General features: G+C 71.7%; 25 protein-coding genes and 1 pseudogene. 9 read left to right on the top strand and 17 right to left on the bottom strand.

Translation table 11 applies throughout. The features are described from left to right. Nucleotides 1-1,722, bottom strand: a complete 1,722-nt coding sequence (gene leuA / locus ACFVYS_RS15435; RefSeq protein ID WP_389502286.1) for a 2-isopropylmalate synthase — start codon at nt 1,720-1,722, stop codon at nt 1-3. Between the two features lie 366 nt (nt 1,723-2,088). Between leuA and ACFVYS_RS15430 the strand changes: the two genes are divergently transcribed. The 4 genes from ACFVYS_RS15430 (at nt 2,089) to ACFVYS_RS15415 (ending at nt 6,140) form a co-directional block, all read left to right on the top strand. Beyond that, nucleotides 2,089-3,159, top strand: a complete 1,071-nt coding sequence (locus ACFVYS_RS15430; RefSeq protein WP_389502284.1) for a M4 family metallopeptidase — start codon at nt 2,089-2,091, stop codon at nt 3,157-3,159. A gap of 21 nt (nt 3,160-3,180) precedes the next feature. Continuing rightward, nucleotides 3,181-3,447 carry a protealysin inhibitor emfourin gene (locus tag ACFVYS_RS15425; RefSeq protein WP_389502282.1) on the top strand — a complete coding sequence of 89 codons (267 nt, stop codon included), beginning with the start codon at nt 3,181-3,183 and terminating at the stop codon, nt 3,445-3,447. 114 nt (nt 3,448-3,561) lie between these two features. Next, on the top strand, nt 3,562-4,884 hold the full coding sequence (locus ACFVYS_RS15420) for a GH1 family beta-glucosidase (protein WP_389502280.1): 1,323 nt from the start codon (nt 3,562-3,564) through the stop codon (nt 4,882-4,884). Continuing rightward, nucleotides 4,881-6,140: an MFS transporter gene (locus tag ACFVYS_RS15415; RefSeq protein WP_389502278.1), complete on the top strand. Its 1,260-nt coding sequence runs from the start codon at nt 4,881-4,883 to the stop codon at nt 6,138-6,140. Before ACFVYS_RS15420 ends, ACFVYS_RS15415 begins: the two co-directional genes overlap by 4 nt. Nucleotides 6,141-6,207: 67 nt before the next feature. Here ACFVYS_RS15415 and ACFVYS_RS15410 read toward each other — a convergent pair whose 3' ends face one another. Beyond that, the gene (locus ACFVYS_RS15410) at nt 6,208-7,065 is read right to left on the bottom strand and encodes an NAD-dependent epimerase/dehydratase family protein (protein ID WP_389502429.1); all 858 of its coding nucleotides are present in this window, start codon (nt 7,063-7,065) and stop codon (nt 6,208-6,210) included. Between the two features lie 125 nt (nt 7,066-7,190). On the opposite strand from ACFVYS_RS15410, the gene ACFVYS_RS15405 reads away from it, so the two are divergent. After that, the gene (locus ACFVYS_RS15405; protein WP_389502276.1) at nt 7,191-8,039 is read left to right on the top strand and encodes a helix-turn-helix transcriptional regulator; all 849 of its coding nucleotides are present in this window, start codon (nt 7,191-7,193) and stop codon (nt 8,037-8,039) included. A 15-nt stretch (nt 8,040-8,054) separates the two neighbouring features. On the opposite strand, the gene era is transcribed toward ACFVYS_RS15405, so the two are convergent. Continuing rightward, complete coding sequence (gene era / locus ACFVYS_RS15400; protein ID WP_389502274.1) at nt 8,055-9,008, bottom strand: GTPase Era; 954 nt, start codon at nt 9,006-9,008, stop codon at nt 8,055-8,057. Nucleotides 9,009-9,182: 174 nt separating this feature from the next. Between era and ACFVYS_RS15395 the strand changes: the two genes are divergently transcribed. Beyond that, on the top strand, nt 9,183-10,493 hold the full coding sequence (locus ACFVYS_RS15395; protein ID WP_389502272.1) for an ammonium transporter: 1,311 nt from the start codon (nt 9,183-9,185) through the stop codon (nt 10,491-10,493). Continuing rightward, nucleotides 10,490-10,828 carry a P-II family nitrogen regulator gene (locus ACFVYS_RS15390; RefSeq protein ID WP_142264251.1) on the top strand — a complete coding sequence of 113 codons (339 nt, stop codon included), beginning with the start codon at nt 10,490-10,492 and terminating at the stop codon, nt 10,826-10,828. The genes ACFVYS_RS15395 and ACFVYS_RS15390 overlap by 4 nt, the downstream gene beginning before the upstream one ends. Here the strand turns inward: ACFVYS_RS15390 and ACFVYS_RS15385 are convergent. From ACFVYS_RS15385 to ACFVYS_RS15335, 11 genes are all read right to left on the bottom strand, one after another. Then, nucleotides 10,825-11,853: a WxL protein peptidoglycan domain-containing protein gene (locus ACFVYS_RS15385; protein ID WP_389502270.1), complete on the bottom strand. Its 1,029-nt coding sequence runs from the start codon at nt 11,851-11,853 to the stop codon at nt 10,825-10,827. The genes ACFVYS_RS15390 and ACFVYS_RS15385 overlap by 4 nt on opposite strands. 159 nt (nt 11,854-12,012) lie before the next feature. After that, on the bottom strand, nt 12,013-13,353 hold the full coding sequence (locus ACFVYS_RS15380; protein ID WP_389502268.1) for a beta-xylosidase: 1,341 nt from the start codon (nt 13,351-13,353) through the stop codon (nt 12,013-12,015). A 171-nt stretch (nt 13,354-13,524) separates the two neighbouring features. Next, nucleotides 13,525-14,001 (bottom strand): hypothetical protein, encoded by a 477-nt coding sequence (locus ACFVYS_RS15375; RefSeq protein ID WP_389502266.1) that lies wholly within the window; start codon nt 13,999-14,001, stop codon nt 13,525-13,527. Nucleotides 14,002-14,267: 266 nt separating this feature from the next. After that, nucleotides 14,268-14,621: a cytidine deaminase gene (locus ACFVYS_RS15370; RefSeq protein ID WP_389502264.1), complete on the bottom strand. Its 354-nt coding sequence runs from the start codon at nt 14,619-14,621 to the stop codon at nt 14,268-14,270. A gap of 36 nt (nt 14,622-14,657) precedes the next feature. After that, nucleotides 14,658-15,017 (bottom strand): MmcQ/YjbR family DNA-binding protein, encoded by a 360-nt coding sequence (locus ACFVYS_RS15365; RefSeq protein ID WP_389502262.1) that lies wholly within the window; start codon nt 15,015-15,017, stop codon nt 14,658-14,660. 115 nt (nt 15,018-15,132) lie between these two features. After that, on the bottom strand, nt 15,133-16,440 hold the full coding sequence (locus tag ACFVYS_RS15360; protein WP_389502260.1) for a hemolysin family protein: 1,308 nt from the start codon (nt 16,438-16,440) through the stop codon (nt 15,133-15,135). Continuing rightward, a complete protein-coding gene (ybeY, locus tag ACFVYS_RS15355) occupies nt 16,437-16,934 on the bottom strand; it encodes an rRNA maturation RNase YbeY (RefSeq protein ID WP_020127737.1) in 498 nt (165 codons plus the stop codon). The genes ACFVYS_RS15360 and ybeY overlap by 4 nt, the downstream gene beginning before the upstream one ends. 12 nt (nt 16,935-16,946) lie before the next feature. Continuing rightward, the gene (locus tag ACFVYS_RS15350; RefSeq protein ID WP_389502258.1) at nt 16,947-18,005 is read right to left on the bottom strand and encodes a PhoH family protein; all 1,059 of its coding nucleotides are present in this window, start codon (nt 18,003-18,005) and stop codon (nt 16,947-16,949) included. 146 nt (nt 18,006-18,151) lie between these two features. After that, entirely contained in the window at nt 18,152-19,351 is a 1,200-nt protein-coding gene (locus ACFVYS_RS15345) for a carbohydrate kinase family protein (protein ID WP_389502256.1), read from the bottom strand. Nucleotides 19,352-19,530: 179 nt separating this feature from the next. Then, nucleotides 19,531-20,820: a glucarate dehydratase family protein gene (locus ACFVYS_RS15340; protein ID WP_389502254.1), complete on the bottom strand. Its 1,290-nt coding sequence runs from the start codon at nt 20,818-20,820 to the stop codon at nt 19,531-19,533. Continuing rightward, nucleotides 20,817-21,713, bottom strand: coding sequence for a 5-dehydro-4-deoxyglucarate dehydratase (locus tag ACFVYS_RS15335; RefSeq protein ID WP_389502427.1), 897 nt, complete (start codon nt 21,711-21,713; stop codon nt 20,817-20,819). Before ACFVYS_RS15335 ends, ACFVYS_RS15340 begins: the two co-directional genes overlap by 4 nt. Before the next feature lie 170 nt (nt 21,714-21,883). On the opposite strand from ACFVYS_RS15335, the gene ACFVYS_RS15330 reads away from it, so the two are divergent. Together ACFVYS_RS15330 and ACFVYS_RS15325 are read left to right on the top strand one after the other, a co-directional pair. Continuing rightward, nucleotides 21,884-22,666: an IclR family transcriptional regulator gene (locus tag ACFVYS_RS15330; RefSeq protein WP_389502252.1), complete on the top strand. Its 783-nt coding sequence runs from the start codon at nt 21,884-21,886 to the stop codon at nt 22,664-22,666. Nucleotides 22,667-22,889: 223 nt separating this feature from the next. Continuing rightward, entirely contained in the window at nt 22,890-24,170 is a 1,281-nt protein-coding gene (locus ACFVYS_RS15325; protein WP_389502251.1) for an MFS transporter, read from the top strand. Between the two features lie 18 nt (nt 24,171-24,188). On the opposite strand, the gene ACFVYS_RS15320 is transcribed toward ACFVYS_RS15325, so the two are convergent. The 3 genes and pseudogenes from ACFVYS_RS15320 to ACFVYS_RS15310 form a co-directional block, all read right to left on the bottom strand. After that, nucleotides 24,189-25,178, bottom strand: a complete 990-nt coding sequence (locus ACFVYS_RS15320; RefSeq protein WP_389502249.1) for an adenosine deaminase — start codon at nt 25,176-25,178, stop codon at nt 24,189-24,191. A 118-nt stretch (nt 25,179-25,296) separates the two neighbouring features. Beyond that, nucleotides 25,297-26,199 (bottom strand): annotated as a pseudogene (locus ACFVYS_RS15315) (ribonuclease Z); the annotation flags it as partial. A gap of 6 nt (nt 26,200-26,205) precedes the next feature. Continuing rightward, entirely contained in the window at nt 26,206-26,559 is a 354-nt protein-coding gene (locus tag ACFVYS_RS15310) for a histidine triad nucleotide-binding protein (protein ID WP_389502248.1), read from the bottom strand. Nucleotides 26,560-26,629: the final 70 nt, after the last annotated feature.

The following is a 26,629-nucleotide window of genomic DNA, read 5'->3' as shown; positions in this document are numbered from 1 at the left end:
TCAGCGGGTCGCGCGGTTGACGGCGGAGACGACCGCCTTCAGCGACGCACGCGTCGTGTTCGCGTCGATGCCGATCCCCCACAGGATCTTGTCGTCGATCGCGCATTCGATGTAGGAGGCGGCCTGCGCGGAGGCGCCCTCGCTCATCGTGTGCTCCTGGTAGTCCAGCAGGCGTACGTCGATGCCGACGGACTCCAGGGCGTTGAAGAAGGCCGAGATCGGACCGTTGCCGGTGCCGGTCAGGACGGTGTCCTCGCCGTCGACCGTGGCCTCGACGGTCAGGGTGTCGACGCCGTCGGTGTCGGTCGTGGACTGGCCCGCGCGGACCTGGATGCGGCCCCAGGGGTTCTCCGGGTTCGGCAGGTACTCGTCCTGGAAGACCGACCAGATGGCACCGCCGGTGACCTCGCCGCCCTCGGCGTCCGTCTTCGCCTGGATGAGCCTGGAGAACTCGATCTGCATGCGGCGCGGCAGGTCCAGCTTGTGGTCGTTCTTCAGGACGTACGCGATACCGCCCTTGCCGGACTGCGAGTTGACGCGGATGACGGCCTCGTAGGAGCGGCCGACGTCCTTCGGGTCGATCGGCAGGTACGGGACCGCCCACTCGATGTCGTCGACGGTGACGCCCTTGGCGGCCGCGTCGGCCTCCATCGCGTCGAAGCCCTTCTTGATGGCGTCCTGGTGGGAGCCGGAGAAGGACGTGTAGACCAGGTCGCCCACGTACGGGTGGCGCGGGTGGACCTCCATCTGGTTGCAGTACTCCCACGTACGACGGATCTCGTCGATGTCGGAGAAGTCGATCTGCGGGTCGACGCCCTGGGAGAACAGGTTCATGCCCAGGGTGACCAGGTCGACGTTGCCGGTGCGCTCGCCCTGCCCGAACAGACAGCCCTCGACGCGGTCGGCGCCGGCCATCAGCGCCAGCTCGGCGGCGGCGACGGCGGTGCCGCGGTCGTTGTGCGGGTGGACGGAGACGCAGACGTGCTCACGGCGGGAGAGGTTGCGGCTCATCCACTCGAAGCGGTCGGCGTGGGTCGACGGCGTGGAGCGCTCGACGGTGGCCGGCAGGTTCAGGATGATCTCGCGGCCCGGACCGGGCTGCCAGACGTCCATGACCGCCTCGCAGACCTCCAGGGCGAAGTCCAGCTCGGTGTCGGTGAAGATCTCGGGGCTGTACTGGTAGCCGAACTCCGTCTCGGGGCCCAGCAGCTTCTCCGCGTACTCGACGACCAGACGGGTGCCGTCGACGGCGATCTGCTTGATGTCGTCCTTGGAGCCGCGGAAGACGACCCGGCGGAACACGGGGGCCGTGGCGTTGTACAGGTGGACGGTCGCCCGCTTGGCGCCCTTCAGGGACTCCACGGTCCGCTCGATCAGGTCCTCGCGGGCCTGGGTCAGTACGGAGATGGTGACGTCGTCCGGGATCGCGCCCTCTTCCTCGACGATCGAGCGCACGAAGTCGAAGTCGGTCTGGCCGGAGGCGGGGAAGCCGACCTCGATCTCCTTGTAGCCCATCTTGACCAGCTGGTCGAACATCCGGCGCTTGCGCTCGGGCGACATGGGGTCGATCAGGGCCTGGTTGCCGTCACGCAGGTCGGTGGAGAGCCAGCGGGGGGCGACGGTGATCCGGTTGTCGGGCCACGTGCGGTCGGGGATGTCGACCTGGTCGTACTGTCCGTACTTGTGGATCGGCATGTGGCTGGGCTGCTGGCGGTTCGCCATGATGCGGTGGCTCCTCAGGAGGACCGGAGAGTGTCCGGACGGAAGGACGGCCGACGCGCAACACCAAGCACCGCGGGGAGGGGGTCGGCCTCGACTACAGGCCCTCGCCGCGGCAGCTAAGGAGAAGCAGCCCGAAACGCATAGTGCTCCGCAGCCTAGCGGAGCCGCTTCCGTCGCGCGGGTTCGTTCCAGTATGCGGGACCGGCGGGGCGAACCATAGGAAAAGGTGCAGAACGTGCGCCACGCCACTCGTCACCCCTCCGCCATACCACCCGGCGCCGCAGATCACACCCCTTTGTCACCGTATTTCACCAATCATGGTTGCCGGTGGTGACAGCCGCGTAACGCAGTGCAAAGGTGCCGGGCATGACGACTCACGGGGGCTTCGAGCCCGTCTTCTGCACCGTCGTACCGCCGCACGTCCTCGACCGGCTGGCGCGCAGCGACAACCCCGCTCTCTCCGGTCCCGCCCGGCGCACCATCCTGCGCGACAGCGAGCTGCGCGCCCTGCGCCAGGTGAACACCGAGTACGGCCTGCTGGCCGCCCCGGCGGCGAAGGCACCGTCGGACCAGCCGCTGCGCACGATCTACGACGCCGGGCACGGCACCTCGCTGCCCGGCACCAAGGTCCGCGCCGAGGGCCAGGACCCCGGCCGGGACGCCACCGTCAACCGCGCCTACTCCGGACTCGGCGCCACCTTCGACCTGTATCTGAAGGCCTACCAGCGCCACTCGATCGACGGCGACGGCCTGGCCCTCGACGCCACCGTGCACTACGACGAGGGCTACAACAACGCCTTCTGGAACGGCGATCAGATGGTGTTCGGCGACGGCGACGGCGAGATCTTCGTCGACTTCACCAACTCCATCGACGTCATCGGACACGAGCTCACCCACGGCGTCACGCAGTACACGGCGAACCTGACCTACAACGGCCAGCCGGGCGCCCTCAACGAGTCGATGTCCGACGTCTTCGGCTCGCTCATCAAGCAGTACTCGCTCGGCCAGACCGCCGCCGAGGCCGACTGGCTGATCGGCGCGGGCCTGCTCGCCCCGGAGGTCACCGGGACCGCCCTGCGCTCCATGAAGGCGCCGGGCACCGCGTACGACGACGACGTCCTCGGCAAGGACCCGCAGCCCGCGACGATGGACGAGTACGTCCGCACCGGCCGCGACAACGGCGGCGTGCACATCAACTCCGGCATCCCCAACCACGCGTTCTACCTGGCCGCCACGGCCCTCGGCGGCTACGCCTGGGAGAAGGCGGGACAGATCTGGTACGACGTGCTGACCGGCGGCGAGCTCTCCGAGCGGGCCTTCTTCACCGACTTCGCCAAGCTGACGGTACGGGCCGCGCGCGAGCGCTTCGGCAGCGGCGGGGAGGAGCTCCAGGCCGTGGAGAAGGCGTGGGAGCAGGTGGGGGTGCGGATTCTCTGAGTCCGTAATAGACAGGGACCCATGCGTATTCAGGTGAGTCGCACGGGCGGGTTCGCGGGCATCGAGCGCCGTGCCGAGGTGGACACCTCGGGACGGCCCGACGCCCCCGAGTGGCACGCCCTGGCCGAGCGGGCGGTCGCCGCCGGCCGGGGCGGGCCTTCGGTCGGCGTACCGGACGGCTTCAGCTACGAGATCACCGTGGACGGCAGGACGGTGTACGCGGCCGATCCCCGGCTCACGGAGGAGCAGCGCGAGCTGATCTCACGGGTGCTGAAGGAAGGGGCCTGAGGGGGCGCGCGGGGTGGTTGCGGGGCGCCTGCGGGAGGCTTGCGGCGGGGGCATAACTGGCAGTTCGCGCCGGGACGTTGACTTCCTTACCCAGCGGTAAGGATGATCCCGCCCATGGCGAACGATCCGCGCGACGCGGCGAACCCGATGCCCCGCTTCCCGGCAGACTTCCTGTGGGGCGTGTCCACCTCCGCGCATCAGATCGAGGGCGCGGCGGACCAGCGCGAACCTTCGGTCTGGGACACCTTCACCGCCGCGCCGGGACGGGTGAAGGACGGCTCCACGGCGGCGGTGGCCTGCGACCACTACCACCGCTACCCCGAGGACGTGGCGCTCCTGTCGGGCCTGGGCGTGGACGCCTACCGCTTCTCGATCTCGTGGCCGAGGGTGAACTCGCCCGGCGGTCTCGACTTCTACGACCGGCTCGTCGACGAGCTGTGCGCGGCCGGTGTCCGCCCGGTCCCCACCCTCTTCCACTGGGACCTGCCGGTCCGGCTCGACTGGCTGGAACGGGACACGGCGGCCCGCTTCGCCGAGTACGCGTCGGTGGTGGCCGGACGTCTCGGTGACCGCGTGACGAAGTGGATCACCGTCAACGAGCCCGCCGAGCACACCCTGCTGGGGCACGCCCTCGGCACCCACGCGCCCGGCAAACAGCTGCTGTTCGACGCGCTCCCGGCCGCCCACCACCAGTTGCTGGGACACGGCCTCGCCGTCCAGGCGCTGCGTGCGGCCGGCGCCACGGACATCGGCATCGCGAACTCGCACGGCCCGACCTGGCCGGCCTCCGAGGAACCCGCCGACGTGGAGGCCGCGGCCTTCTACGACGTCCTGCTGAACAGGCTGTTCGCGGAGCCGATCCTGCTCGGCGAATACCCGGAAGGGCTCGGCGAGTTGATGCCGGGGGACGTCCAGGCCGACCTCAAGGTGATCTCGGAGCCGCTCGACTGGTACGGGATCAACTACTACGCCCCGACGAGGGTGGGCGCCCCGCAGGGCACGGAGATCGAGTTCGGCGGCATCCGCATGCCGGCCGAACTGCCCTTCTCCGTCCAGCAGATAGAGGGCGTGCCGGTGACCGACTTCGGCTGGCCGGTCGTCCCGGAGGGCCTGACGGAACTCCTGACCACCTTCCGCGACCGTTACGGCGACCGGCTCCCCCCGGTCGTCATCACGGAGAACGGATGCAGCTACGACGGCGTCGACGACCAGGAGCGCATCGCCTACCTGGACGGTCATCTCCGCGCCCTGCACCGGGCCGTGGAGGCGGGCGTCGACGTGCGCGGCTACTTCGTGTGGTCGCTGCTGGACAACTTCGAGTGGGCGGAGGGGTACGAGCGCCGCTTCGGCCTGGTCCACGTGGACTTCGAGACCCGGGCCCGGACCCCGAAGGCGTCGTACGCCTGGCTGCGGGACGTCCTGCGGGCGCAGAGATGACGACGGCGGACAGGGCCCCGGTGGCCGCGCTGGCCGAGCCCGTCGAGCGGGTCGGCCGGGGCTGGACCTCGGCCCTGTCCCTCGCCAACGGAGCGATCTGGGTGGGCTGGTACGGCCCCCTCCAGATCCTGCTGGCCTCCCAGGCCGAGGACTTCGCGCCCGGCTCGGGCATGTCGAAGGAGACCATGCTGGCCTGGGTGACGGGCGTGGGCGCGGTGGCGTCCCTGGCCGCGAACCCCCTCTTCGGCGCGCTGTCGGACCGTACGACCTCCCGCCGGGGCCGCCGTACGCCGTGGATCGTGGCGGGAACGGCGGGCGGCGCCCTCTCGCTCCTGCTGCTCGCGGGAGCGGACGGCGTCTGGACCATGGCGGCCGGCTGGTGCCTGGTCCAGCTGACGCTGAACGCGGCCTTCGCGGCGGTGACGGCCGCCGTCCCCGACCGGGTCCCCCGGCTCCAACGCGGCTCGGTGGGCGGCTGGCTGGGCGCCGCGCAGATCCTCGGCGTGGTCGGCGGCACCGGGCTCGCGACGGTCGTCGGGGGCGTCGGAGCGGGATACGTGGCGTGCGCGGTGTTCACGACGCTGGGCGTGCTGCCGTACGTGCTCCGGTACGAGGATCTGCGGCTGGCCGTGGAGGACCGGCCTCCGTGGTCCTGGCGGGGCTTCGCGGCCGGGTTCTGGCTGAGCCCGCGCACCTACCCCGACCTGGGCTGGGCGTGGCTGACCCGCTTCCTGATGAACCTGAGCAACGCGCTGGTGCTGCTGTACCTCCTCTACTACCTGCGCGACCGTCTGCACCACTCCGACCCCGAGCAGGGCGTGCTGATCCTGACCGCGGTGAACGGGCTGACGCTGCTCGCCACGGTGGTCGTCGGGGGCGCCTGGTCGGACCGGGTCGGCCGGCGCAAGCCGTTCGTGATCTGGTCGGGCGTGCTGATGGCGGTGGCGACGGCGGGACTGGCGCTCTGGCAGACCTGGCCGGGCGCGATCGTCGCGGCGGCGGTGCTGGGCATCGGCTTCGGCGTGTTCACGTCGGTCGACTTCGCGCTGATGACGGACGTGCTGCCGAAGGCCGGGGACCGGGGCAAGGACCTGGGCGTCATCAACGTGGCCAACGCCCTGCCCCAGGTCGCGGCCCCCGCCCTCGCCGCGCCGATCGTCACCTACCTGGGCGGCTACCGGGTGCTGTACCTGGTGGCGGCGGCGGTCGGGCTGGCGGGGGCGGTGCTGGTGGGCCGGATCAGGGGGGTGGACTGACCGTCGGGGCCATTGACCGTCGGGGCCACTGCCGTCGGGGCCACTGACCGTCGGGCCGGACCGGCCGTCAGAGGGCTCCGGCGTCCCGGGCCGCGTAGACGCTGGGGTACAGCGGGCGGAAGCCGAGTTCGCGGCGGATGCGTTCGGTGGAGGTCAGCTGGAAGAACGGGTCGGGGTCGGTGCGCTCGTAGAGCTCGGCGGGCACCTCGACCCCGTTGAGCTGGTGCAGTTCGACCGCCGTGACGGGGGCGTCGTCGGCGATGTTGTAGGCCCGCCCGCCGGCTCCCGGCGCGTGCAGGAGACGCAGCAGTCCCTGGGCGACGTCCGCGTGATGGACCATGTGCAGCCGCTGGGCGGCCGCCCAGTCGCCGGCCCACATCAGCGACTGGGCGAGGTGCGGATCGCCCTCGCCGTAGACGAAGGCGAGGCGGCCGACGCGCACGTCCAGGCCGTCCAGCGCGAACAGCTCCCGCTCGGCCACCCCCTTCGCCTCGGGGTAGGCGCCCCACATCGCCCCGCCGCCGGGCCGGACCTCGTCGTCCTCGACCAGCGGGCGGCCCCGCCCCAGGCCGTACACCAGTCCCGTGCTGACCTGCACGAAGCGCCGCACACCCGAGGCCAGCGCGGCACGGCCCAGCTCCACCGCCGCGTCCCGGTTGACGGCCCACGCCTCCTCGTCCGGCACCCCGCGGAAGGACGCCGCGACGTTCACGACCGCGTCCACCCCGGCCACCGCCTTGCCGAGCACCTCCGCGTCCCGCAGATCCCCGAGCACGACCTCGGCGCCCAGCTCCGCGAACCGCTCCCCCCGTGCCGCGTCCCGCACCAGGACCCGCACCTTCTCCCCCGCCGCGGCCTGCGCCAGCAGCCTCGGCACGAAGCGCCGGCCGACCTGTCCCGTAGTACCCGTCACCAGTGTCAACATCGTCATCCACTCCTCTTGGTCGGTGCCACCAGCCTGGGACGGAGCCGGGACGACCGGGAGAGACCCGTCGATCAGGGGATCGGCAGTCCCTGGATAAGACGGGCGGCCTGCCGCAGCCTGGAGGGGTGAACCGAAACGAACTCGCCGACTTCCTGCGTCGCGGCCGGGCCCGTCTGGCCCCCTCGGACGCCGGTCTGACGCCGGGGGCCCGCCGCCGTACGCCCGGACTGCGCCGCGAGGAGGTGGCCCAGCTGGCGGGCATGTCGGTCGACTACTACACGCGCCTGGAGCAGTGCCGCGGCCCGCGCCCGTCCCGCCAGATGCTGACGGCGCTGGCCCGCGCGCTGCGGCTGACCGCCGACGAGCGCGACCACCTGTTCCACCTGGTCGGCGAGGAGCCCCCGCGCCGCGAGACGGCGTCGGCGCATGTCCCGCCCGGCCTGATGCTGATCCTGGACCGCCTGCACGACACACCGGCGCAGGTGGTGACCGACTGCGGCGAGGTCCTGGCCCAGAACGCGATGGGCAGGGCGCTGACCCGCGATGTGATGTCACGCCCCCGGCGCGAGCGCAACCTGCTCCGTCTCTACTTCCTGGATCCGCAGGCCCGCAGCCTGTTCCCGGCGGAGGACCGGCCGGACCACGCCCGCGCCCAGGTGGCCAACCTGCGCGCGGTGACCGCCGCCCGCCCCGACGACCCCGAACCGGCCGCGCTGGTCGCCGAACTCCGGGCGTCGAGCGAGGAGTTCGCCCGCCTCTGGGACGAACACGAGGTGTCCCTGCGCCACAAGGCGACGAAACGCTTCCTGCATCCGCTGGTCGGCCTGCTGGAACTGGACTGCGAGGTCCTCCTCAGCCACGAGCACCACCAACTCCTGGTCATCCACACGGCCCGCCCGGGCACGGAGGCCTACCAACGGCTCCAGTTGCTCCGGGTGGTGGGGTTGCAGGACATGTCCCCCCAGGCCGTCTGAACGCCCCTGACGGCCTCAGAACCCCAGCTTGCGCAGCTGCTTCGGGTCGCGCTGCCAGTCCTTCGCGACCTTCACGTGCAGGTCCAGGAAGACCGGCGTGCCCAGCAGGGCTTCGATCTGCTTGCGGGACTTGATGCCGACGTCCTTCAGGCGCTTGCCCTTGGGGCCGATGATGATGCCCTTCTGGCTGGTGCGCTCGATGTAGATGTTCGCGTGGATGTCGAGCAGCGGCTTCTCCGCCGGACGGTCCTCGCGCGGGAGCATCTCCTCGACGACCACCGCGATGGAGTGCGGGAGCTCGTCCCGGACGCCCTCCAGCGCCGCCTCGCGGATCAGCTCGGCGACCATCACCTGCTCCGGCTCGTCCGTGAGGTCGCCCTCGGGGTAGAGCGGCGGGCTCTCCGGGAGCATCGGGGCGAGCAGGTCCGCCAGCAGGCCGACCTGCTGGTCGCCGACCGCCGAGACCGGCACGATCTCCGCCCACTCGAACCCCAGCTCCTTGCCGAGCTGGTCGATGGCGATGAGCTGCTCGGCGAGCGTCTTGGAGTCCACGAGGTCGGTCTTCGTCACGACCGCGACCTTCGGGGTCCGCTTGATCCCGGCCAGCTCCTTGGCGATGAAGCGGTCGCCGGGGCCCAGCTTCTCGTTGGCCGGCAGGCAGAAGCCGATGACGTCGACCTCGGCCCAGGTGGCGCGCACGACGTCGTTGAGCCGCTCGCCGAGCAGGGTGCGCGGCTTGTGCAGGCCCGGTGTGTCGACCAGGATCAGCTGGGCGTCCGGGCGGTGCACGATCCCCCGCACCGTGTGCCGGGTGGTCTGGGGACGGTTCGAGGTGATCGCCACCTTCTTCCCGACCAGAGCGTTCGTGAGGGTGGACTTGCCCGCGTTGGGACGGCCCACGAAGCAGGCGAAGCCGGCGCGGTGGATGGCCTCGGCCGACTGCTCGGATGACTGGTTACGAACGCTCATGGCCCCCATTCTCCCTGATCCACGAAGCCCCGCCGCACACACGAGCGGCAGTGCCCTCCCCCGTGAGCTCCCGGAAACCTCCACGCAACGAAACGTCACGGAAACACACCTGTACGCGACCGGAAACCGGAAGCGGTAAATCTCTGACGAGCCCCCGCATCGTTGGAGACTCCCGTGACTCTGGCCGCCGCCCACGCGAACACCGGCGACACCGCCTGGCTGCTCGCCGCCACCGCCCTCGTCCTGCTGATGACCCCGGGTCTCGCCCTCTTCTACGGAGGCATGGTCCGCACGAAGAGCGTCCTCAACATGCTCATGATGAGCTTCGTGTCGATCGCACTGGTCACGGTGGTGTGGCTGACGGCCGGCTACTCGCTCGCGTTCGGCGACGACGTCGGGGGCGGGCTGATCGGCGGCCTCGAACACGCCGGGATGGCGGGCCTCGGCCCGGACAGCGTGCAGGGCACGGTCCCCACCCTCCTGTTCGCCACCTTCCAGCTCACCTTCGCGATCATCACGGCCGCCCTGATCAGCGGCGCGATCGCGGACCGGACGAAATTCGGCGCGTGGCTGGTCTTCGTGCCGGTCTGGGCGCTCCTCGTATACGTTCCCGTGGCGCACTGGGTGTGGGGCCCCGGTGGCTGGATCCTCGGCCGGCTCGGCGCCCTCGACTTCGCCGGCGGTCTCCCCGTCGAGATCACCTCGGGTGCCTCGGGCCTGGCGTTGTGCCTGGTCCTGGGCCCGCGCCTGGGCTTCAAGAAGGACGCCATGCGTCCGCACAACCTCCCCATGGTGATGCTGGGCGCGGGTCTGCTCTGGTTCGGCTGGTTCGGTTTCAACGCGGGCTCCGCGCTGGGCGCGAACGGTCTGGCGGCGGCCGTCTTCCTCAACACCCTCACCGCCGGCTGCACCGGTCTGCTCGGCTGGCTCTTCGTCGAGCAGCGGCGCGACGGCCACCCGACGACGCTGGGCGCGGCGTCCGGCGCGGTCGCGGGCCTGGTGGCCATCACGCCCTCCTGCGGCTCGGTCTCCCTGCTCGGCGCCCTGGTCGTCGGCCTCGCGGCCGGTGTCGTCTGCTCCTACGCCGTGGGCTGGAAGTTCCGGCTGAACTACGACGACTCGCTCGACGTCGTGGGAGTCCACCTGGTCGGCGGGATCATCGGCACGCTCCTCATCGGCGTCTTCGCGGTGGACACCATGACCGGCGGCGCCGAGGGCCTCCTCTACGGCGGCGGGCTCGGCCAGCTCGGCAAGCAGCTGGTCGCCGTGGCCGTCGTGGGGGCGTACGCCTTCACCGTCACGTACGGCATCGCCAAGGTGCTCGACAAGACGATCGGCCTGCGCGCGCACGAGGACCACGAGCACACCGGCCTGGACCTTACGGTGCACGCCGAGACGGCATACGATCACGGCGTCCTGGGCCACGGCGCCCCGGTCGGCTCGCACTCCGTCCTCTCCGCCCAGAAGGTCAAGCCACAGGAATGAAGCTCATCACCGCGATCGTCAAGCCGTACCGCCTCGACGAGGTCAAGACGGCTCTCCAGGAGCTCGGCGTGCACGGCCTGACCGTGACCGAGGCCAGCGGCTACGGCCGGCAGCGCGGCCACACCGAGGTGTACCGGGGCGCCGAGTACCAGGTCGACCTCGTGCCCAAGGTGCGCATCGAGGTCGTCGTCGACGACGCGGAGTCCGAGGCCGTGATCGACGCGATCGTGCGCGCCGCGCATACCGGGAAGATCGGTGACGGCAAGGTGTGGGCGCTGCCGGTGGAGACGGTCGTGCGGGTGCGGACGGGTGAGCGCGGGCCCGACGCGCTCTAAGCTCCGCTGGTCTGGCCGATCTTTGTCCGCGGGTCCGCCGTGGCTGGTCGCGCCCCGCGGCGGAGCCGCCTGACGACAGCGCCACGCGTCCCTCGGGGGCGCGTTCGCCGGCGCCGGATCAGCAGCCACACCCCTGCCGCGATCCCCGCCGTCAGCAAGGCCACCACCAGCCACGGGACCGCCACGAAGGATGTCGTCGCGGACTCCTCGGTGTTCCTGGCGGTCGCCGTCAGCCTGACGTCGGTCCAGTCGAGCTGGGGCGCGTCGGTCCAGCGCTCGGTGAGGCGGACGCGCTGGTCCGGCAGGAGCTGGGAGGGCAGCTTCGTCAGGTCACGGGTCAGGAGGGTGCGGCCGAACAGGCCGCTCGCCTTCAGCTCCACCTTCGGCGCGAGGGTGACGTTGCCGGTGTTGTGCAGGGTGTAGGAGATCGTCGCCGTGCTGTCGCCGAGGCCGGGGACCAGTGGCTGGTCGTGGTCGACCGTGACGTTCTCGACGGCGAGCGCGGGCAGCGTGGGCCCGCCGACCTGGAGGTAGACGCGGGCGCCGACGGCCCGCTGGACGCCCAGCGCCACCCCGCCTTCGCCCTGCTCGACCCGTTCGTCGAGGGCGACGATCGCCCCCGGATGGTCGCCGGGCTCGGCCCCCTCGGGCACCCGGACGGTGAACGGCACGGTGACCGTCGCACGGCCGGGCACGGTGACCCGGTCCTTCGGCAGCTCGGCCCAGGCGCCCACGCCGCGCATCTTCTCGCCGAGCGACTTCACGGCGAACCCGCCGTCGCGCGCGGTGTTGTAGGCGTCGGCCGCGTACAGCCGGAAGGTGAGGGGCCCGGCCGTCTTGTTGGCGAGGACGACCTTGTCCTCGATCGTCTGGCCGGGATCGGCGGAGACATAGAAGTAGGGCCGCGCGGCGACGGCCGAGGAGACGGGGTAGACCGACCAGCTGCCGTTGTCGGCGGCGCGGGCGGGGGTCGCGAGCGTCAGGAACAACAGCAGCGGCAGGAGGAGGACGTACGGCTTGCGCATGGGTGCGGACCCCCCAGCGGACGCGCCCCGGCGGGCGGGCCCCGGCGAACGGACTTCGACGAACGGGTTTCGACGAACGGGTTTCGACGGCTGGGTGGTCGGGCGGGTGCGGACCTGTGGGGCGGGCGCCCGGCCACCGGTGGACGTGGTGCGTACGGCTCAGGTGAGTGTGAGGGTCAGGACGCCGGCGTAGCTGCCCGGAGGCGTGAACGACGGTACGTCGAGGGACAGTTGGGCGCCGCTGGTGAACTCGCCGCCGGTGGCCGTGCCGTCGGGTGTGGACGCCAGGGTCGCCCCCGAGGTGCCGATCGTGCCCGCCGAACCGGCCTGACAGGTGCTCGGGCTGCCCGCCTTGGTGGTGCACGCGGGCGTCCAGCTCAGCTTGCCGGCGTCGATCTTGGCGCCGGGGCCGCTGAAGTCGGTGACCTTGCCGGTCAGGGACCAGCCCGCGGGTCCGCCGCGGAAGTCCTTGACGGTCACGGTCTGGAGCGCGCCGGTCGAGGCCCCGCCCTGACCGAAGTCGACCGCGGACAGCTGGACGGCGTCCCCGGCCTGGGTCATGGACAGCGTGCCCGCCCGGACCGTGGTGGTCACCTTCTGGCTGCCCTCCGGTACGGGCTGGTCGTCGATGACGACGTAAGCAACCGGCCCGGCACCGAGGTCCGAGCTCCACGCGCCGCCCTCGTACGCCACGACACCGGTCGTGGTGAGGTCGCTGACGACGAGCGAGCCGGAGATGCCGCCCTGCGCGTTCGCGGTCACGGTCGCCGTGTCCGCGGTCTGGGCGGACGCGGAGCGCCCGGCCAGCGTGACGGTCGCGCCCGCGGTGAAGCCGCTGCCGGTGACGGCGACGGCCGCGCCCGGACTGCCGGAGGCCGAACCCAGCGAGATCGCACGGGTGTTGGCCGGCGGGTTGTCGGCGGCGGTGACGGTCTCCGACACCGGGGCGGGCGGGTTGGTCACCGTGCAGGGGGTGTCCAGCTCCAGGATGTAGCTGGTGTGGATGTTGTAGTCACCGGGCGAGAGGCTGATCGCGCCGGGCGTGGTGACCGTGAAGGTGCCGGTCATGGAGAACGACGGGAAGGCACCCTTGCCGGGCACCGGGGGGTTCTGCTTCGGCCCCGTGACCGTGACGCTGCCGGTCTGCGCGCCACCGAGGGTGACCTTCCCCGTCGGCGTCATGATGTCGGCCGGCAGGGCCAGGTCGGTGGGGTTGCTCGCGGCGGGCGTGACCACCGTGTACGTGACGGTGACGGTGTCGCCGACCTGCGGACTGGTGTTGTCCGCCGTGATCTTCGCGGTGGTGGTGCCGTCGATCGGCGGGAGGCCCGCGATGGCCGGCGGGATGCAGTGCGTGTCGAAGTCGACGTTGGACGCGGCGACGGCCGGGGCCGCCAGCGCCCCGCCGGCGGTGACCGCGAGCGCGGTCGCCCCGAGCAGCGACGCCCAGCGCCGTCTTCGGGAACCTCGGGTGCTTCCGGAACTTCGGGGTGAACCCATGTTGCCCCCTCCTCCAGGGTGCGGGCGCAGCGGCTCTTCTGCGCCGACAGGGGGCATTGAGGTGCGGATCGCGTGAGAAGTCAATGGACATCACGCGGTGAACTGATGGGCCGTCAGTTCTCTGGCGCAGCCGGAAAACTGACGGCCTGTCGGCTCAGTTTCCAACCGCTATCAGCTGAACACGAACGGACCCGGCGCCTGCGACGCGTTCGCCGTACAGGTGACGGTGATCCCGAAGACGACCATCTTCAGGGAGCCGCCGTAGAAGTTCAGGCTGTCGCCGGAGGCCACGGTCCCGTTGAGCGGACCGACCGTGATCGGGTCGCCGGTGGCCATGGCGGGGTTCACGGCGCCGGAGAAGACCCTGGCGGCACCGGTCGAGTTCGCCATCGTGAGCGTGGAACTGATGCTGTTCGCACCGATCGGGATCGGCGCGGTGATGGCGGTGGACGACAGTTTGAGGGTGGCGGCCGTACCCGTCTGGGTGGCCGTGAGGGTGGCTGCGCCGCCTCCGAAGAGACCGCAGTTGGCGGTGACGGTCGCCGTCAGCGGGGTGACGGCGACAGCCGAGGGCGCGAGGGCCAGTCCGGTGACCGCGAGGGCCCCGACCAGCATTGCCGCACCTGATCCGATTCGCTTGCCTCTCATGGGATCCGCTCCCTTCCCGACTACGGGAATCCATGTGGGGGGTGGATGGACGGGAGATGCCTACGGACCACCGCCCGGGAGGGATGGGTGCGGACACCCTGCCCAGGTGGAGATGTGGCACCAGATCTGACGTGCGGATCTGACGTCCACATCTGACGGTCCGTCGGAACTTGCGGTTCCATTGATGCGCGAGCGATACGCGAACGGCAAGGTTGAAATCCGGCCTACCTCCGGCGACGCGCCGTGGGAGCGTCTCGGGCCGGCCGTCAGCCCGCGGAGACGGTGCTCCGGACGGTCCCGTCCGGTGCGGCCACCAGCACCGGAGTCCCCGCCCCGCCGAGATCGCGCACGGCAGCCAGATCGTCCTCGGCGACCGTCTCCGACGCGGTCACCACCGCCGCCGCCTCCAGCGACTCCGCCCCCGAGGCCACCGCCATCGCCACCGCCGTCCGGAGCGCGCTCAACCGCAGCGACGGCAGCTCCACCGTCCCCGCGACATAGGTACGTCCGGTCTCGTCCCGTACGGCGGCCCCCTCGGGCACACCGTTGCGGGCCCGCGCGGAACGGGCCAGGGTGACGATCTTGCGGTCCTCGGGGTCGAGCGCGTTGCTGTCGGTCATGCCCCGAGCATACGAAGAACCGATCCGCTCACCGCGTCAGGGCCGGTCGAGCCGCAGCCGCTCGGCCCGCGGCAGACCCGCGACCACCAGGTCGTAGGAGTCCTCGACGAGCTCCCGGACCAGCCGGTCCGGGAGCCCTTTGTCGACCGTCACCGTGTTCCAGTGCCGCTTGTTCATGTGCCACCCGGGGACGATCAGCCCCTCGTGCTCCCCGCGCAGACGCACCGCGTCGTCCGGGTCGCACTTGAGGTTCACCGTCAGGGGCCGCGCGTCCAGGGTCGTCAGGGCGAACAGCTTGCCGCCGACCTTGAAGACCGAGGTCTCCGGCCGGAAGGGGAAGTCCTCCACGGCCGCGTTGAAGGAGAGGCACAAGGCGCGCAGTTCCTGAGGTGTCACTCCGTCACTCCCTGACTCACTGGCTCCCCGGCTCCCCGACTCCCTGACTCCGTCGCCCGGTCGCTCGGGTGGCTCGATCGCTCGGGTCGCTCCGTCGCTCGGTACCGCGACCCCGTCATTCGGCCTTCTTCTCGTCCTCCGGCCGGTCCGCCGCGTCCAGCGGCTCCACCAGCACCGTGACGATCTTGTTCCGGCGGCCGGCCGCGGCCTCCGCGGTCAGCCGCAGCGCGCGCCCGTCCGGCAGGTCGACCACGCTCGACGCCCCGGCGATGGGCACCCGGCCCAGCGCCTTGGCGAGCAGCCCGCCGACGGTCTCCACGTCCTCGTCGTCGTACTCCTCGAGGCCGTACAGCTCGCCGAGGTCGGTGATGTCGAGTCGGGCGGTGACCCGGTGACGGTCGTCGCCGAGTTCCTCCACCGGCGGGAGTTCACGGTCGTACTCGTCGGTGATCTCGCCGACGATCTCCTCGAGGATGTCCTCGATGGTGACGATGCCGGCCGTGCCGCCGTACTCGTCGATGACGACGGCGACGTGGTTGCGGTCCTGCTGCATCTCCCGCAGCAGGTCACCGGCGTTCTTGGTGTCGGGGACGAAGGCGGCGGGCCGCATCGCCGTCGACACCAGCTCGCCCTCGGCGTCCCGGTTGATGTGCGTCTTGCGGACCAGGTCCTTCAGATACACGATGCCGACGATGTCGTCCTCGTTCTCCCCGGTCACCGGTATGCGGGAGAACCCGGAGCGCAGGGCGAGGGTCAGCGCCTGGCGGATGGTCTTGTACCGCTCGATGACGACGAGGTCGGTCCTCGGGACCATGACCTCGCGTACGAGGGTGTCGCCGAGTTCGAAGACGGAGTGCACCATGCGGCGCTCGTCGTCCTCGATCAGGGACTCCTTCTCGGCGAGGTCGACCAGCGCGCGCAGCTCCGCCTCGGAGGCGAAGGGGCCCCGGCGGAAGCCCTTGCCTGGGGTCAGCGCGTTGCCGATGAGGATCAGGAGCGACGGGATCGGGCCCATGATCCGCGCCAGCGGGAGCAGCACGTACGCGGCCGCCGTCGCGGTGTTCAGCGGGTGCTGGCGGCCGATGGTGCGCGGGGAGACGCCGACGGCGACGTACGAGACGAGGACCATCACGCCGATCGCCGCGAACAGGGCCCCGGTCGTGCCGTCGATCTCCTGGAGGCAGGCGTAGGTGACCAGCGCGGCGGCCGCCATCTCGCAGGCGACGCGGACCAGCAGCGCCACGTTCAGATAGCGGGTGGGGTCGGCGGCGATCTGCGCGAGCTTGGCACTGCCCCGCCGGCCGGAACGGACGGCCTCCTCGGCGCGGAAGCTGGAGACGCGCGCGAGGCCCGCCTCCGCGCAGGCGGCGAGCCAGGCGACGACGACCAGGGCGATCGCGCCGGCGACGAGGGTGGGGCTCATGAGACGGTCGGGGCCGGGGACGGGCCGGTCAGGCCCTTCTCCGCACGCCAGCCGTCGACGATGGCGGCCTGGAGTCCGAACATCTCGGCCTTCTCGTCGGGCTCCTCGTGGTCGTACCCCAGCAGGTGCAGCACCCCGTGGACGGTGAGCAGTTGGAGCTCCTCGTCCATGGAGTGCTGCGTGGGCGCCTCGGTGCCCTGCCGGGCGGCGACCTCGGGGCACAGCACGATGTCGCCGAGAAGGCCCTGCGGGGGCTCGTCGTCGTCCTTCGACGGCGGACGCAGCTCGTCCATCGGGAAGGACATGACGTCCGTCGGCCCCGGCAGGTCCATCCACTGGATGTGCAGTTGCTCCATGGCATCGGTGTCCACGACGATCACCGAGAGCTCGGAGAGCGGGTGGATGCGCATCCGGGCGAGCGCGTAGCGGGCGATGTCGAGGATCGCCTGCTCGTCGACCTCGGTTCCGGACTCGTTGTTGACGTCGATCGACATGGTGCTGCTTGTCTACTTCCGCTTGTTACGGCCGCCCTTGTGGGTGCCGTTCTCCGTACCGTTCTCGCTGTCGTACTGCTCGTACGCGTCGACGATACGGCCGACGAGCTTGTGCCGGACGACGTCCTGGGACGACAGGCGGGAGAAGTGGACGTCGTCGAGCCCCTCCAGGATGTCCTGGACCTGCCGCAGACCCGACTTCGTGCCGTTCGGCAGGTCGACCTGCGTCACGTCACCCGTGATCACGATCTTCGAGTCGAAGCCGAGCCGGGTGAGGAACATCTTCATCTGCTCGGGGCTCGTGTTCTGGGCCTCGTCCAGGATGATGAAGGCGTCGTTCAGGGTACGGCCCCTCATGTACGCCAGCGGCGCGACCTCGATCGTGCCCGCCGCCATCAGCTTCGGGATCGAGTCCGGGTCCAGCATGTCGTGCAGCGCGTCGTACAGCGGGCGCAGATAGGGGTCGATCTTCTCGTACAGCGTGCCCGGCAGGAAGCCGAGCCGCTCCCCCGCCTCGACCGCGGGACGGGTCAGGATGATGCGGTTGACCTGCTTGGACTGGAGGGCCTGGACGGCCTTGGCCATGGCCAGGTAGGTCTTGCCGGTACCGGCCGGGCCGATGCCGAAGACGATCGTGTGCTTGTCGATCGCGTCGACGTACCGCTTCTGGTTGAGGGTCTTGGGTCTGATGGTGCGACCGCGCGAGGACAGGATGTTCTGTGTCAGAACCTCGGCCGGGGTCTCCTGGCCGTCACTCGTCCCGTTCTCACTCGCCCGCAGCATGGCGATCGAGCGTTCCACTGCGTCCTCCGTCATCGGCTGCCCGGTGCGGAGCACCAGCATCATCTCGTCGAACAGGCGCTGGACGAGAGCGACTTCCCGTGAGTCGCCGACCGCGCTGATCACATTGCCCCGGACGTGGATGTCGGCCGCCGGGAAGGCCGTCTCTATCGCGCGCAGCAGCGAGTCTCCGGATCCCAGCACGGCCACCATGGGGTGCTGGGCGGGAACGGTGAACTGTGCTCTCGCCTTGCCCTGCGCGGGCGTCTGAGCTGTGGGTGTCTCAGTCATAGACCGGCCCGAGGGCCTCTACGTCCTCCCGGATACGTCTCGCCTGCCACAAGGGCGGCCTGGCGATTTCAAGGGTACGCCAGGGGACTGACAACGCCGTAGGGCTTTTCCGGGTCCGGCGAGGGGTCCGGCGGCCACTCCCGCGCCTAGGCCGAGCGGCCGAAACCGATCGTCGGCACCGCTCGCCGCAGGGGCCACGGTGCGGCCTCGTCCGTCTCCGGGAGCAGCGCCGGCAGCAGGCGGTCCAGGAACGCGTACCGCCGCAGCGCCTCGGGGTCCTGGCTCTCGACCGACTGGACCCTGCGCCACCAGGCCGCGATCTCGGACCAGCCGGGGGCGGAGAGCGAGCCGCCGAACTCCTGCACGGAGAGGGCCGCGGTGAGACCCGCGAAGGCCAGGCGGTCGGCGAGCGGCCAGTCGGCGAGCGTGCCGGTGACGAAGCCGGCCACGAAGACGTCCCCGGCGCCGGTCGGGTCGAGGGCCTCGACGGCAATGGCCGGGACCTCGGCGGACTCGCCGGTGCGCCGGTCCACGGCGTAGGCGCCCTCGGCGCCGAGCGTGACGACCGCGAGCGGTACGTGCGCGGTGAGGGCGTGCGCGGCGGCGCGGGGGCAGGTGGCGCCGGTGTAGCGCATGGCCTCCTCCGCGTTCGGCAGGAAGGCCTCGCAGTGCGCCAGGTCGGTGAGGCCGGCCAGGTCCCAGGCACCGGTGTCGTCCCAGCCGACGTCGGCGAAGATGCGGGTGCCGCGGGCGGCGGCCTGTTGGATCCAGGGGGCGCGTCGGCCGGGGGTGAGGGAGACGACGGCCGCACGGGCGGGCGGCGGACAGGCGGGCTCGGGTGCCTGCGGGGGCGGCTCGTGGCCGTGCGAGACCATCGTGCGCTCCCCCTCGTACGCCATGGAGACGGTGACGGAGGAGTGCCAGCCGGGGACCGTGCGCGAGGTGCTGAGGTCGATGCCCTCGCCCCGCTCCAGGGCGTCCCAGCAGTACTCGCCGTAGTGGTCGTCGCCGAAAGCGGCCGCGAGGGAGGTGCGCAGGCCGAGCCGGGCGAGGGCGGTGGCCATGTTGGCGACACCGCCGGGGCTCGAGCCCATGCCGCGCGCCCAGGACTCGGTCCCGCGCACCGGGGCGGAGTCGAGCCCGGTGAAGATGATGTCGAGGAAGACCGGCCCGGTGAGGTAGACGTCCCACGGCGGGTCGTCGGGGGCTCGCCGGGCGGCCAGGGGGTCCGCCCCGGCGGCCGGGCAGCCGCCTGCCGGGCCGGCCGGTCCGGTGTGTCCGTTCTGGCCGGTCCGGCCGCTCGGGTGGTGGTGTCCCTCTCCGGTGGACGCGTTGGACGCGGTCACGGTGCGCTCCCTGACGTGGTGCCGATCTGGCCAGTGTGCACCACGCCACCGACAACAGGCCGTCTGTCACACGCCCCGCGGCAGCAGTCGCCCGCACCGGCCACCCCCACGCGCCCCGCGCCCGCACGCCCCGGGGTCACCGGCGTGCGGTCCACCGGCGTGTGGTCACCGGCGCCGGGTCACCAGCGGGGGACGGCCGGGGTGACCCAGTCGGGGTCGGCCAGGCGCATGGCCGCCGCGTCGTCGCGCTCGCGCAGGGCGCCGTCGTCGTCGAGCCAGCGCCGGTGCAGGAACCGGAGCTTGTCCCGGTCGAGTGCGACGCCGAGGCCGGGCGCGTCCGACACGGCGACCTTGCCGTCGTCGAAGGTGAGGCGTTCGGTGAGGACGTCCTCCGACTGCCAGGGGTAGTGGGAGTCGCAGGCGTGGTGGAGGTTCGGCACGGTGGACGCCACGTGGGTCATGGCGGCCAGCGAGATGCCCAGGTGGGTGTTGGAGTGCATGGAGATACCGACGCCGAACGTCCGGCAGATCTCCGCGAGTTGCCGGGTGTTGCGCAGTCCGCCCCAGTAGTGGTGGTCGGAGAGGACGACCTGGACGGCGTCGCGGGTGAACGCCTCCTTGATCTCGGCGAACGTCGTCACGCACATGTTGGTGGCGAGCGGCACGTCGGTCTTCGCGGCCACCTCGGCCATGGCCGGGGTGCCGAGCGCCGGGTCCTCCAGGTATTCGAGGATGCCGCCGATCTCGTCGGCCACCTTCAGGGAGGTCGCCACGGACCAGGCGCCGTTGGGGTCGAGCCGCAGCGGGTGGCCGGGGAACGCCTCGGCCAGCGCCCGTACGGCGGCGATCTCCTCGTCCGGCGGGAAGACGCCGCCCTTGAGCTTGAAGGAGGTGAAGCCGTAGCGCTCCTTGAAGCGCCGGGCCTGCTCGACCACCCCGGCCGGGTCGACGGCGGCGCCCCAGTCGTCCTTCTCCGCGGGGACGCCCTCGGGGTGGTCGGCCCACTTGTAGAAGAGGTAGGCGCTGTATTCGACCGCGTCGCGCACCTTGCCGCCGAGCAGGGTGTGCACGGGCAGGCCGAGCGCCTTGCCGAGGGCGTCGAGGCAGGCGACCTCGAAGGCGGAGACGACGGACAGCCGCAGCTTGTCGGCGGTCTGGACGCCGCGCAGCCCGCCGACGTCCACCTGCCCGGAGACCCGGGAGCTGTCGACGGCGACCTCGTCGGCGATGGTGAACAGGCCGTTCAGGTCGCTCACCGGGCGGCCGCGCAGCTTCTCGGCGAACGGGCGGGCCAGTTCGAGGTACTTGGTGTCGCCGTACGTCTCGCCGACGCCCGTGACCCCGTCCGCCGTCTCGACCTCCACGATCAGCCGGGGCGTGTACGGCTGGTGCACGCCCTGGGTGTTGAGCAGCGGCGGGTCGGCGACCAGGATCGGGGTGAGGCGGATGTCGGTGATCGTGAGGTTCACAGCGCGGCTCCTACGAGGTCGAGGCCGGTGTTCAGGAGGGCCCGGAGGTCGGCGAGGTCGGTGGGCGAGGGGTCGGTGAGCGGGGCGCGGACGGGTCCGACGGGGTGGCCTCGCAGCCGGGCGGCCGCCTTCACCAGGGACACGGCGTAGCCCGGTACCCGGTCGCGGAGTTCGACGAGCGGTACGTAGAAGTCGCGCAGCAGCCGGTCCACCGATTTGTCGTCGCCGACGCGCAGCGCGGTGAAGAAGGCGTCGGCGATCTCCGGGGCGAAGGCGTGGACGGCGGAGGAGTAGGCGGGGACGCCGACGGTGGCGTAGGCGCGGGCCTGGATCTCGGCGGTGGCGGCGCCGTTGAAGAAGAGGAAGCCGTCGGGGGCGGCGAGGGTGAGCCGCTGGAGGCGGTCGAGGTCGCTGTGGCCGTCCTTGAGGCCGATGACGCCCGGGATGGCGGCGACGCGCCGCAGCGAGGCGGCGGTGAAGGCGACCTGGCCGCGCTGGTAGGCGATGAGGGGCAGCCGGGTGCGGGCGGCGAGCCGCTCCAGCTGGGCGACGAGGCCGTCCTGCGGGGCGGCGACGAGGTAGTGCGGCAGGACGAGGAGGGCGTCGGCGCCGGCCTCCTGCGCGATGCGCGCGAACCGGGCGGCCTGGGCCCAGCCGTAGCCGACGCCGGCGACGACGGGGAGGTGGCCGCCCGCCTCCTCGACGGCGATCGTGACCACCTGGCGGTACTCGTCCTCGTCGAGGGAGAAGAACTCGCCGGTGCCGCAGGCGGGGAAGACGGCGCCGGGCGCGGTCGCGATCCGGTCCGCAATGTGCGTGCGGAAGCCGTCGGGGTCGAGGGAGCCGTCGTCGTGGAAGCTCGTGAGCGGGAACGACAGCACCCCCCGCGCCATGCCGTCCCGCAGGCGTCGGACCGTTTCCCTGTCGAGATCGCTGTCGAGGCTCACCCTCGATCATCTCCCTATGTAAACGTCATCTACGTATGGAGATGGAGGTTAGATACGCGAACGTCGACCGTCAATGGGCGCGCACCCCCCGACCCGCCCACCCTTACGATCGGGACATGTCGGAGACAGGCGGCGTCCGCGAGGTGAAGTCCGCGGCGCGCACGGTCGAGCTGCTGGAACTGCTCGCGGCGCGCGGCGACCGGCCGGCGCGGCTCCAGGAACTGGCGGACGAGCTCGGGGTGCCGCGCAGCTCGATGTACGCGCTGCTCCAGACGCTGATCGGCCGGGGCTGGGTACGCACGGACGTGACCGGCTCCCTCTACGGCATCGGCATCCACGCCCTGCTGACCGGCACCAGCTATCTCGACTCCGACCCGCGCGTGCGGCTGGTGCGGCCCTACCTGGACGAGGCCTCCGAGGCGCTGGGCGAGACGATCCACCTGGGCCGGCTGGACGGCCGGGGCGTGGCGTACCTGGCGACGCGCGAGTCGCACGAGTACCTGCGCACGATCAGCCGGGTCGGGCGGCGGCTCCCTGCGCACGTCGGCGCGCTCGGCAAGGCGCTGCTGGCGCAACGGCCGGACGACGAGCTGCCCGAGGGGCCGTACGAGGCGTTCACCCCGCACTCCCGCACGAGCCGTCGGGCACTGCTCGACGATCTCGCCGGGGTGCGGGCGCGCGGGTACTCCGTGGACCGCGAGGAGGGCGTCCTCGGCATCGCCGGGTTCGGTTTCGCGCTGCGCTACGACACTCCCGCGCAGGACGCGGTCAGCTGCTCGGTGCCGGTGGCCCGGCTGACGCCGGAGCACGAGGAGCGGATCGTCGCGGTGATGCGGGAGATCAGGGCGAAGATCGAGGCGACGGCGCCGGGCGCGAGCGGCGCCCCCGACTGGCGCTAGCGCACGCCCCGTTGAAGCGGGTCTGGACCCCGCGGACGGGCAGGGAAGAGGACTGCGTTTACCCCTCCTCCCCCACCCCAAACGCGAAGTGATCCAGATCACCCACCCCACGCTTTTTCTCGCACCGCGTGCTTGATACAAATTGCCCGCGCGTTCCTGTCCGTCGACGGTCGGCGCCCCTCCCCTCTTCCGAGCCGTCCCTTTCGCATGCCCTGGAACGCCCGTGTTCGCCCCACGCACCACCCTGCCCTGGCCCGTCGTCGCCCTGTTCACGGCCGGGTACCTCGCCCCCTATCTGCTGCCGACCGTGGTCGGCCGACTGGACACCGGGCTGCCGCTGTCCGCCACCGAGGCCGGAGCCGTCGGCAGTGCGCTGCTGCTCGGCTCGGCCGCCGCCGGGTTCCTGCTCGCCTCCCGCGTGGAGCGGATCGGGGCGCGGACCCTCGCCCGGATCGGACTGACCCTCGCCGTGCTCGGCTACGGCGGTGCCGCCCTCGCCGGCGGAGTGACCGCCGTCATCGCCGGCGCGGTCCTCGGCGGCTTCGGCTCCGGCACGGTCACCACGGTCGCCGCCACCCGGATCGCCGCCCATCCCGACCCGCACCGCGTCTCCACGGCGGGCCTGCTCGGGGTCTCCGCGCTCGCGGGTGCCGTCTATCTGACGGTGCCGCACCTGGGCGCCGGGCACGGTCAGCCGCTGGCCGCGATCGCCCTCACCGCGCTCGCCGTCTGGCCGCTGACGGGCCGTCTGCCCGGCCGGACGGCCCCCGTCCCGACCCGCCGCGAGGACCGGCCGCGGCTGCCCCGGCTGCGGGCCGGACTCGTCCTGGCCGCCGCCATGCCCTGCTGGTCGCTGGTCCAGAACTCGCTCTGGGGCGTCAGCGGACGCATCGGCCTGACCCAGGCGCACCTCACCGAGGCCGGCGTCGGCGTCGTCTTCGCGGTGGCGCTGGGAGCCGGGCTCACGGGTGTGCTGGGCGCGGGGGCGCTCGGGGCGCGGCTCGGACGGGCGGTACCCATCGGCGCCGGGACCGTCCTGATCGCCGGCTGTGTCGTGGCCAGCGCCTCCGCGACCGGGCCGGTGAGCTTCGCGGCCGGCGAGATCGCCTGGAACACGCTCTACCCGATCGTGCTGTCGTACCTGATCGGACTGGCCGCCTCGCTCGACCCGCGCGGCCGCTGGGCCGTGCTCGTCGGGTCGGCGGGCTCGCTGGGAACGGCGGCGGGGCCGCTGACCGGGAGCGTGCTGTCGGCATGGGCCGGATTCCCGGTGATGGGTCTGCTGCTGGGGGCCGGGCTGCTCGTCGTCGCGGTGCCGATGACCGCCGTCGCCCTGCGCACGGGCGGCGGTCCGCGGGTCGCGGGCTCGGTCCGGCGGCGGGGCGGTACCCCGGAGCCGCAGGTGGTGGAGATCGCGATGGAGGGCTCGGCGGTACCCCTACGGGACGCGTACGGCACGGCCGGACCCCGGCCGGCGGGTGCCGCGCCGGGGTCCGGTGACTGAGGCCGCCCGGCAGAGCGGCTAGAACGTGTAGGCGTCGACCTCCGCGAGATACCGCGCCCGCCGCTCCTCGTCGTCCTCCAGGAAGGAGGCGACGAAGGAGTTGCGGGCCAGCTCGCGCAGCCGCTCCTCGCCCAGGCCCAGGGCGGTGCCCACGGCGTCGAAGTTGTCGCCGGCGTACCCGCCGAAGTAGGCCGGGTCGTCGGAGTTGACCGTGCACAGCAGCCCTGCGTCGAGCATGGCGGGCAGCGGGTGGTCGGCGAGGACGTCGACGGTGCGCAGCCGCACGTTGGACAGCGGGCACAGCGTCAGCGGGATCCGCTCCCGCACCAGCCGCTCGACGAGGGCCGGGTCCTCCATGCACCGGAGCCCGTGGTCGACGCGTTCCACGCCGAGCACGTCCAGGGCCTCGGTGATGTACTCCGGCGGCCCCTCCTCACCGGCGTGCGCGACGCGCCGCAGTCCGAGAGCGGCCGCCGCCTCGTACACCTCGCGGAACTTCACCGGCGGATGCCCGACCTCGGCGGAGTCCAGGCCCACACCGGTGATCCGGTCGAGGTAGGGCCGCGCCGCCTCCAGCGTCTCGAGCGCCGACTCGGCGGACTCGTCGCGCAGGAAGCACAGGATCAGACGCGTCGAGATGCCGTGCCCGGCCTCGCTGTCGCCCAGCGCGCGCCACAGCCCGTCCACGACCGTGCCCATGTTCACCCCGCGGGCGAGGTGGGCCTGCGGGTCGAAGAAGATCTCCGCGTGCCGCACGCCCTGCGCGGCGGCCCGCGCGAGGTAGGCGTTCGCGAGGTCCTCGAAGTCGCGCTCGGTGCGCAGGACCGCCATGAGCTCGTAGTACAGGTTCAGGAACGACTGGAGGTCCTCGAACTGATACGCCTTGCGGAGCGCGTCCGTGTCGGCGTACGGCAGTGCGACCCCGTTGCGGGCGGCCAGCTCGAAAGCCAGCTCGGGCTCCAGGGTTCCTTCGATGTGCAGGTGCAGTTCAGCTTTGGGGAGGGGCATCAAAGCATCGTACGGCTGCTCACGCTCGGATTGCGCCTCGCGAGGGCTACGCCGATCACCCCTGCTGACCTGCTTTTCCGCTGGGGGTCCGGGGGTCGTCCCCCGGAACGGTGCAGTGCCGCCGTCTCGGAACCGGCACGCGCAGCAGGTCGTGCGCCACGGTCAGCTCGCCCTCGAACCCGGCCGCCCGCGCCTGCCGCTCGAATTCCTCCGGCTCCGCGTAGCGCTGGCTGAAGTGGGTGAGGACGAGATGCCGCACCCCGGCGTCACGGGCCACCCGGGCGGCCTGACCGGCGGTCAGATGACCGTGGTCGACGGCGAGTCGCTCGTCCTCGTCGAGGAAGGTCGACTCGATGACGAGCAGGTCGGCGCCGTCGGCGAGGGCGTGCACGCCCTCGCACAGCCGGGTGTCCATGATGAACGCGAACCGCTGTCCGGTCCGCACCTCGCTGACCTCGTCCAGCGACACCCCGCCGATCGCGCCCTCCCGCTGGATCCGGCCGACGTCCGGCCCCTTGATGCCGTGCGCGGCCAGCCGCTCGGGCAGCATGCGGCGGCCGTCGGGCTCGACGATCCGGTAGCCGTAGGACTCGACGGGGTGGGAGAGCCTGGCGGCTTCGAGACGGTAGGACGCGGTGCTGGCGAGTACGCCGTCCGCGTCGACCGGGGCCTCGGTGATGCCGACGGTCTCGCGGTAGGCGGTGGAGTAGCGCAGCCGGTCGAAGAAGCGCTGCCCGGAGCGCGGGTAGTGCGCGGTGACCGGGTGCGGGACCTTGTCCAGGTTGATGCGCTGGATGACACCGGCGAGACCGAGGGAGTGGTCGCCGTGGAAGTGCGTGACGCAGATCCGGTTGAGGTCGTGCGCGGCGACCCCGGCGCGCAGCATCTGCCGCTGGGTGCCCTCGCCCGGGTCGAAGAGGACGCCCTCGCCGTCCCAGCGCAGCAGGTAGCCGTTGTGGTTGCGATGCCGGGTCGGGACCTGGCTGGCGGTGCCGAGGACCACCAGTTCACGTACGGACACGGCGGCCTATCCGGGAGGCCAGTGCAGGCCTCGGCCGCCGACGACGTGCGCGTGGGCGTGCCAGACGGTCTGGCCGGCGCCGGCCCCGGTGTTGAAGACGACGCGGTAGCTCTCCAGCTTGTCCCCGTCCGCGACCGCCTGCGTCTCGCGCAGCACGTCGGCGGCGAGCTCCGGCGCGCCGGCGGCCAGCGTGGCGGCGTCCCGGTAGTGCGCCTTCGGGATCACCAGGACGTGGGTGGGCGCCTGCGGGTTGATGTCCCGGAAGGCGATGGTCGTCTCGGTCTCCCGCACGATCGTCGCCGGGATGTTCCCCGCGACGATCTTGCAGAACAGACAGTCGTCCTGCGGTTCCCCTGCCATGCGGGTGCCTCCTCAGACGGTTGATCAGTACGGGTGCATGCTAGCGGGGGGGTGCGTTGCTCCAGCCCGT

Origin of the sequence: Streptomyces sp. NPDC058295, from assembly GCF_042880655.1 — a bacterium.
In the GTDB taxonomy this organism is placed as follows: Bacteria; Actinomycetota; Actinomycetes; order Streptomycetales; family Streptomycetaceae; genus Streptomyces; species Streptomyces coriariae.
This window is presented reverse-complemented; position numbering and strand designations above follow the sequence as displayed.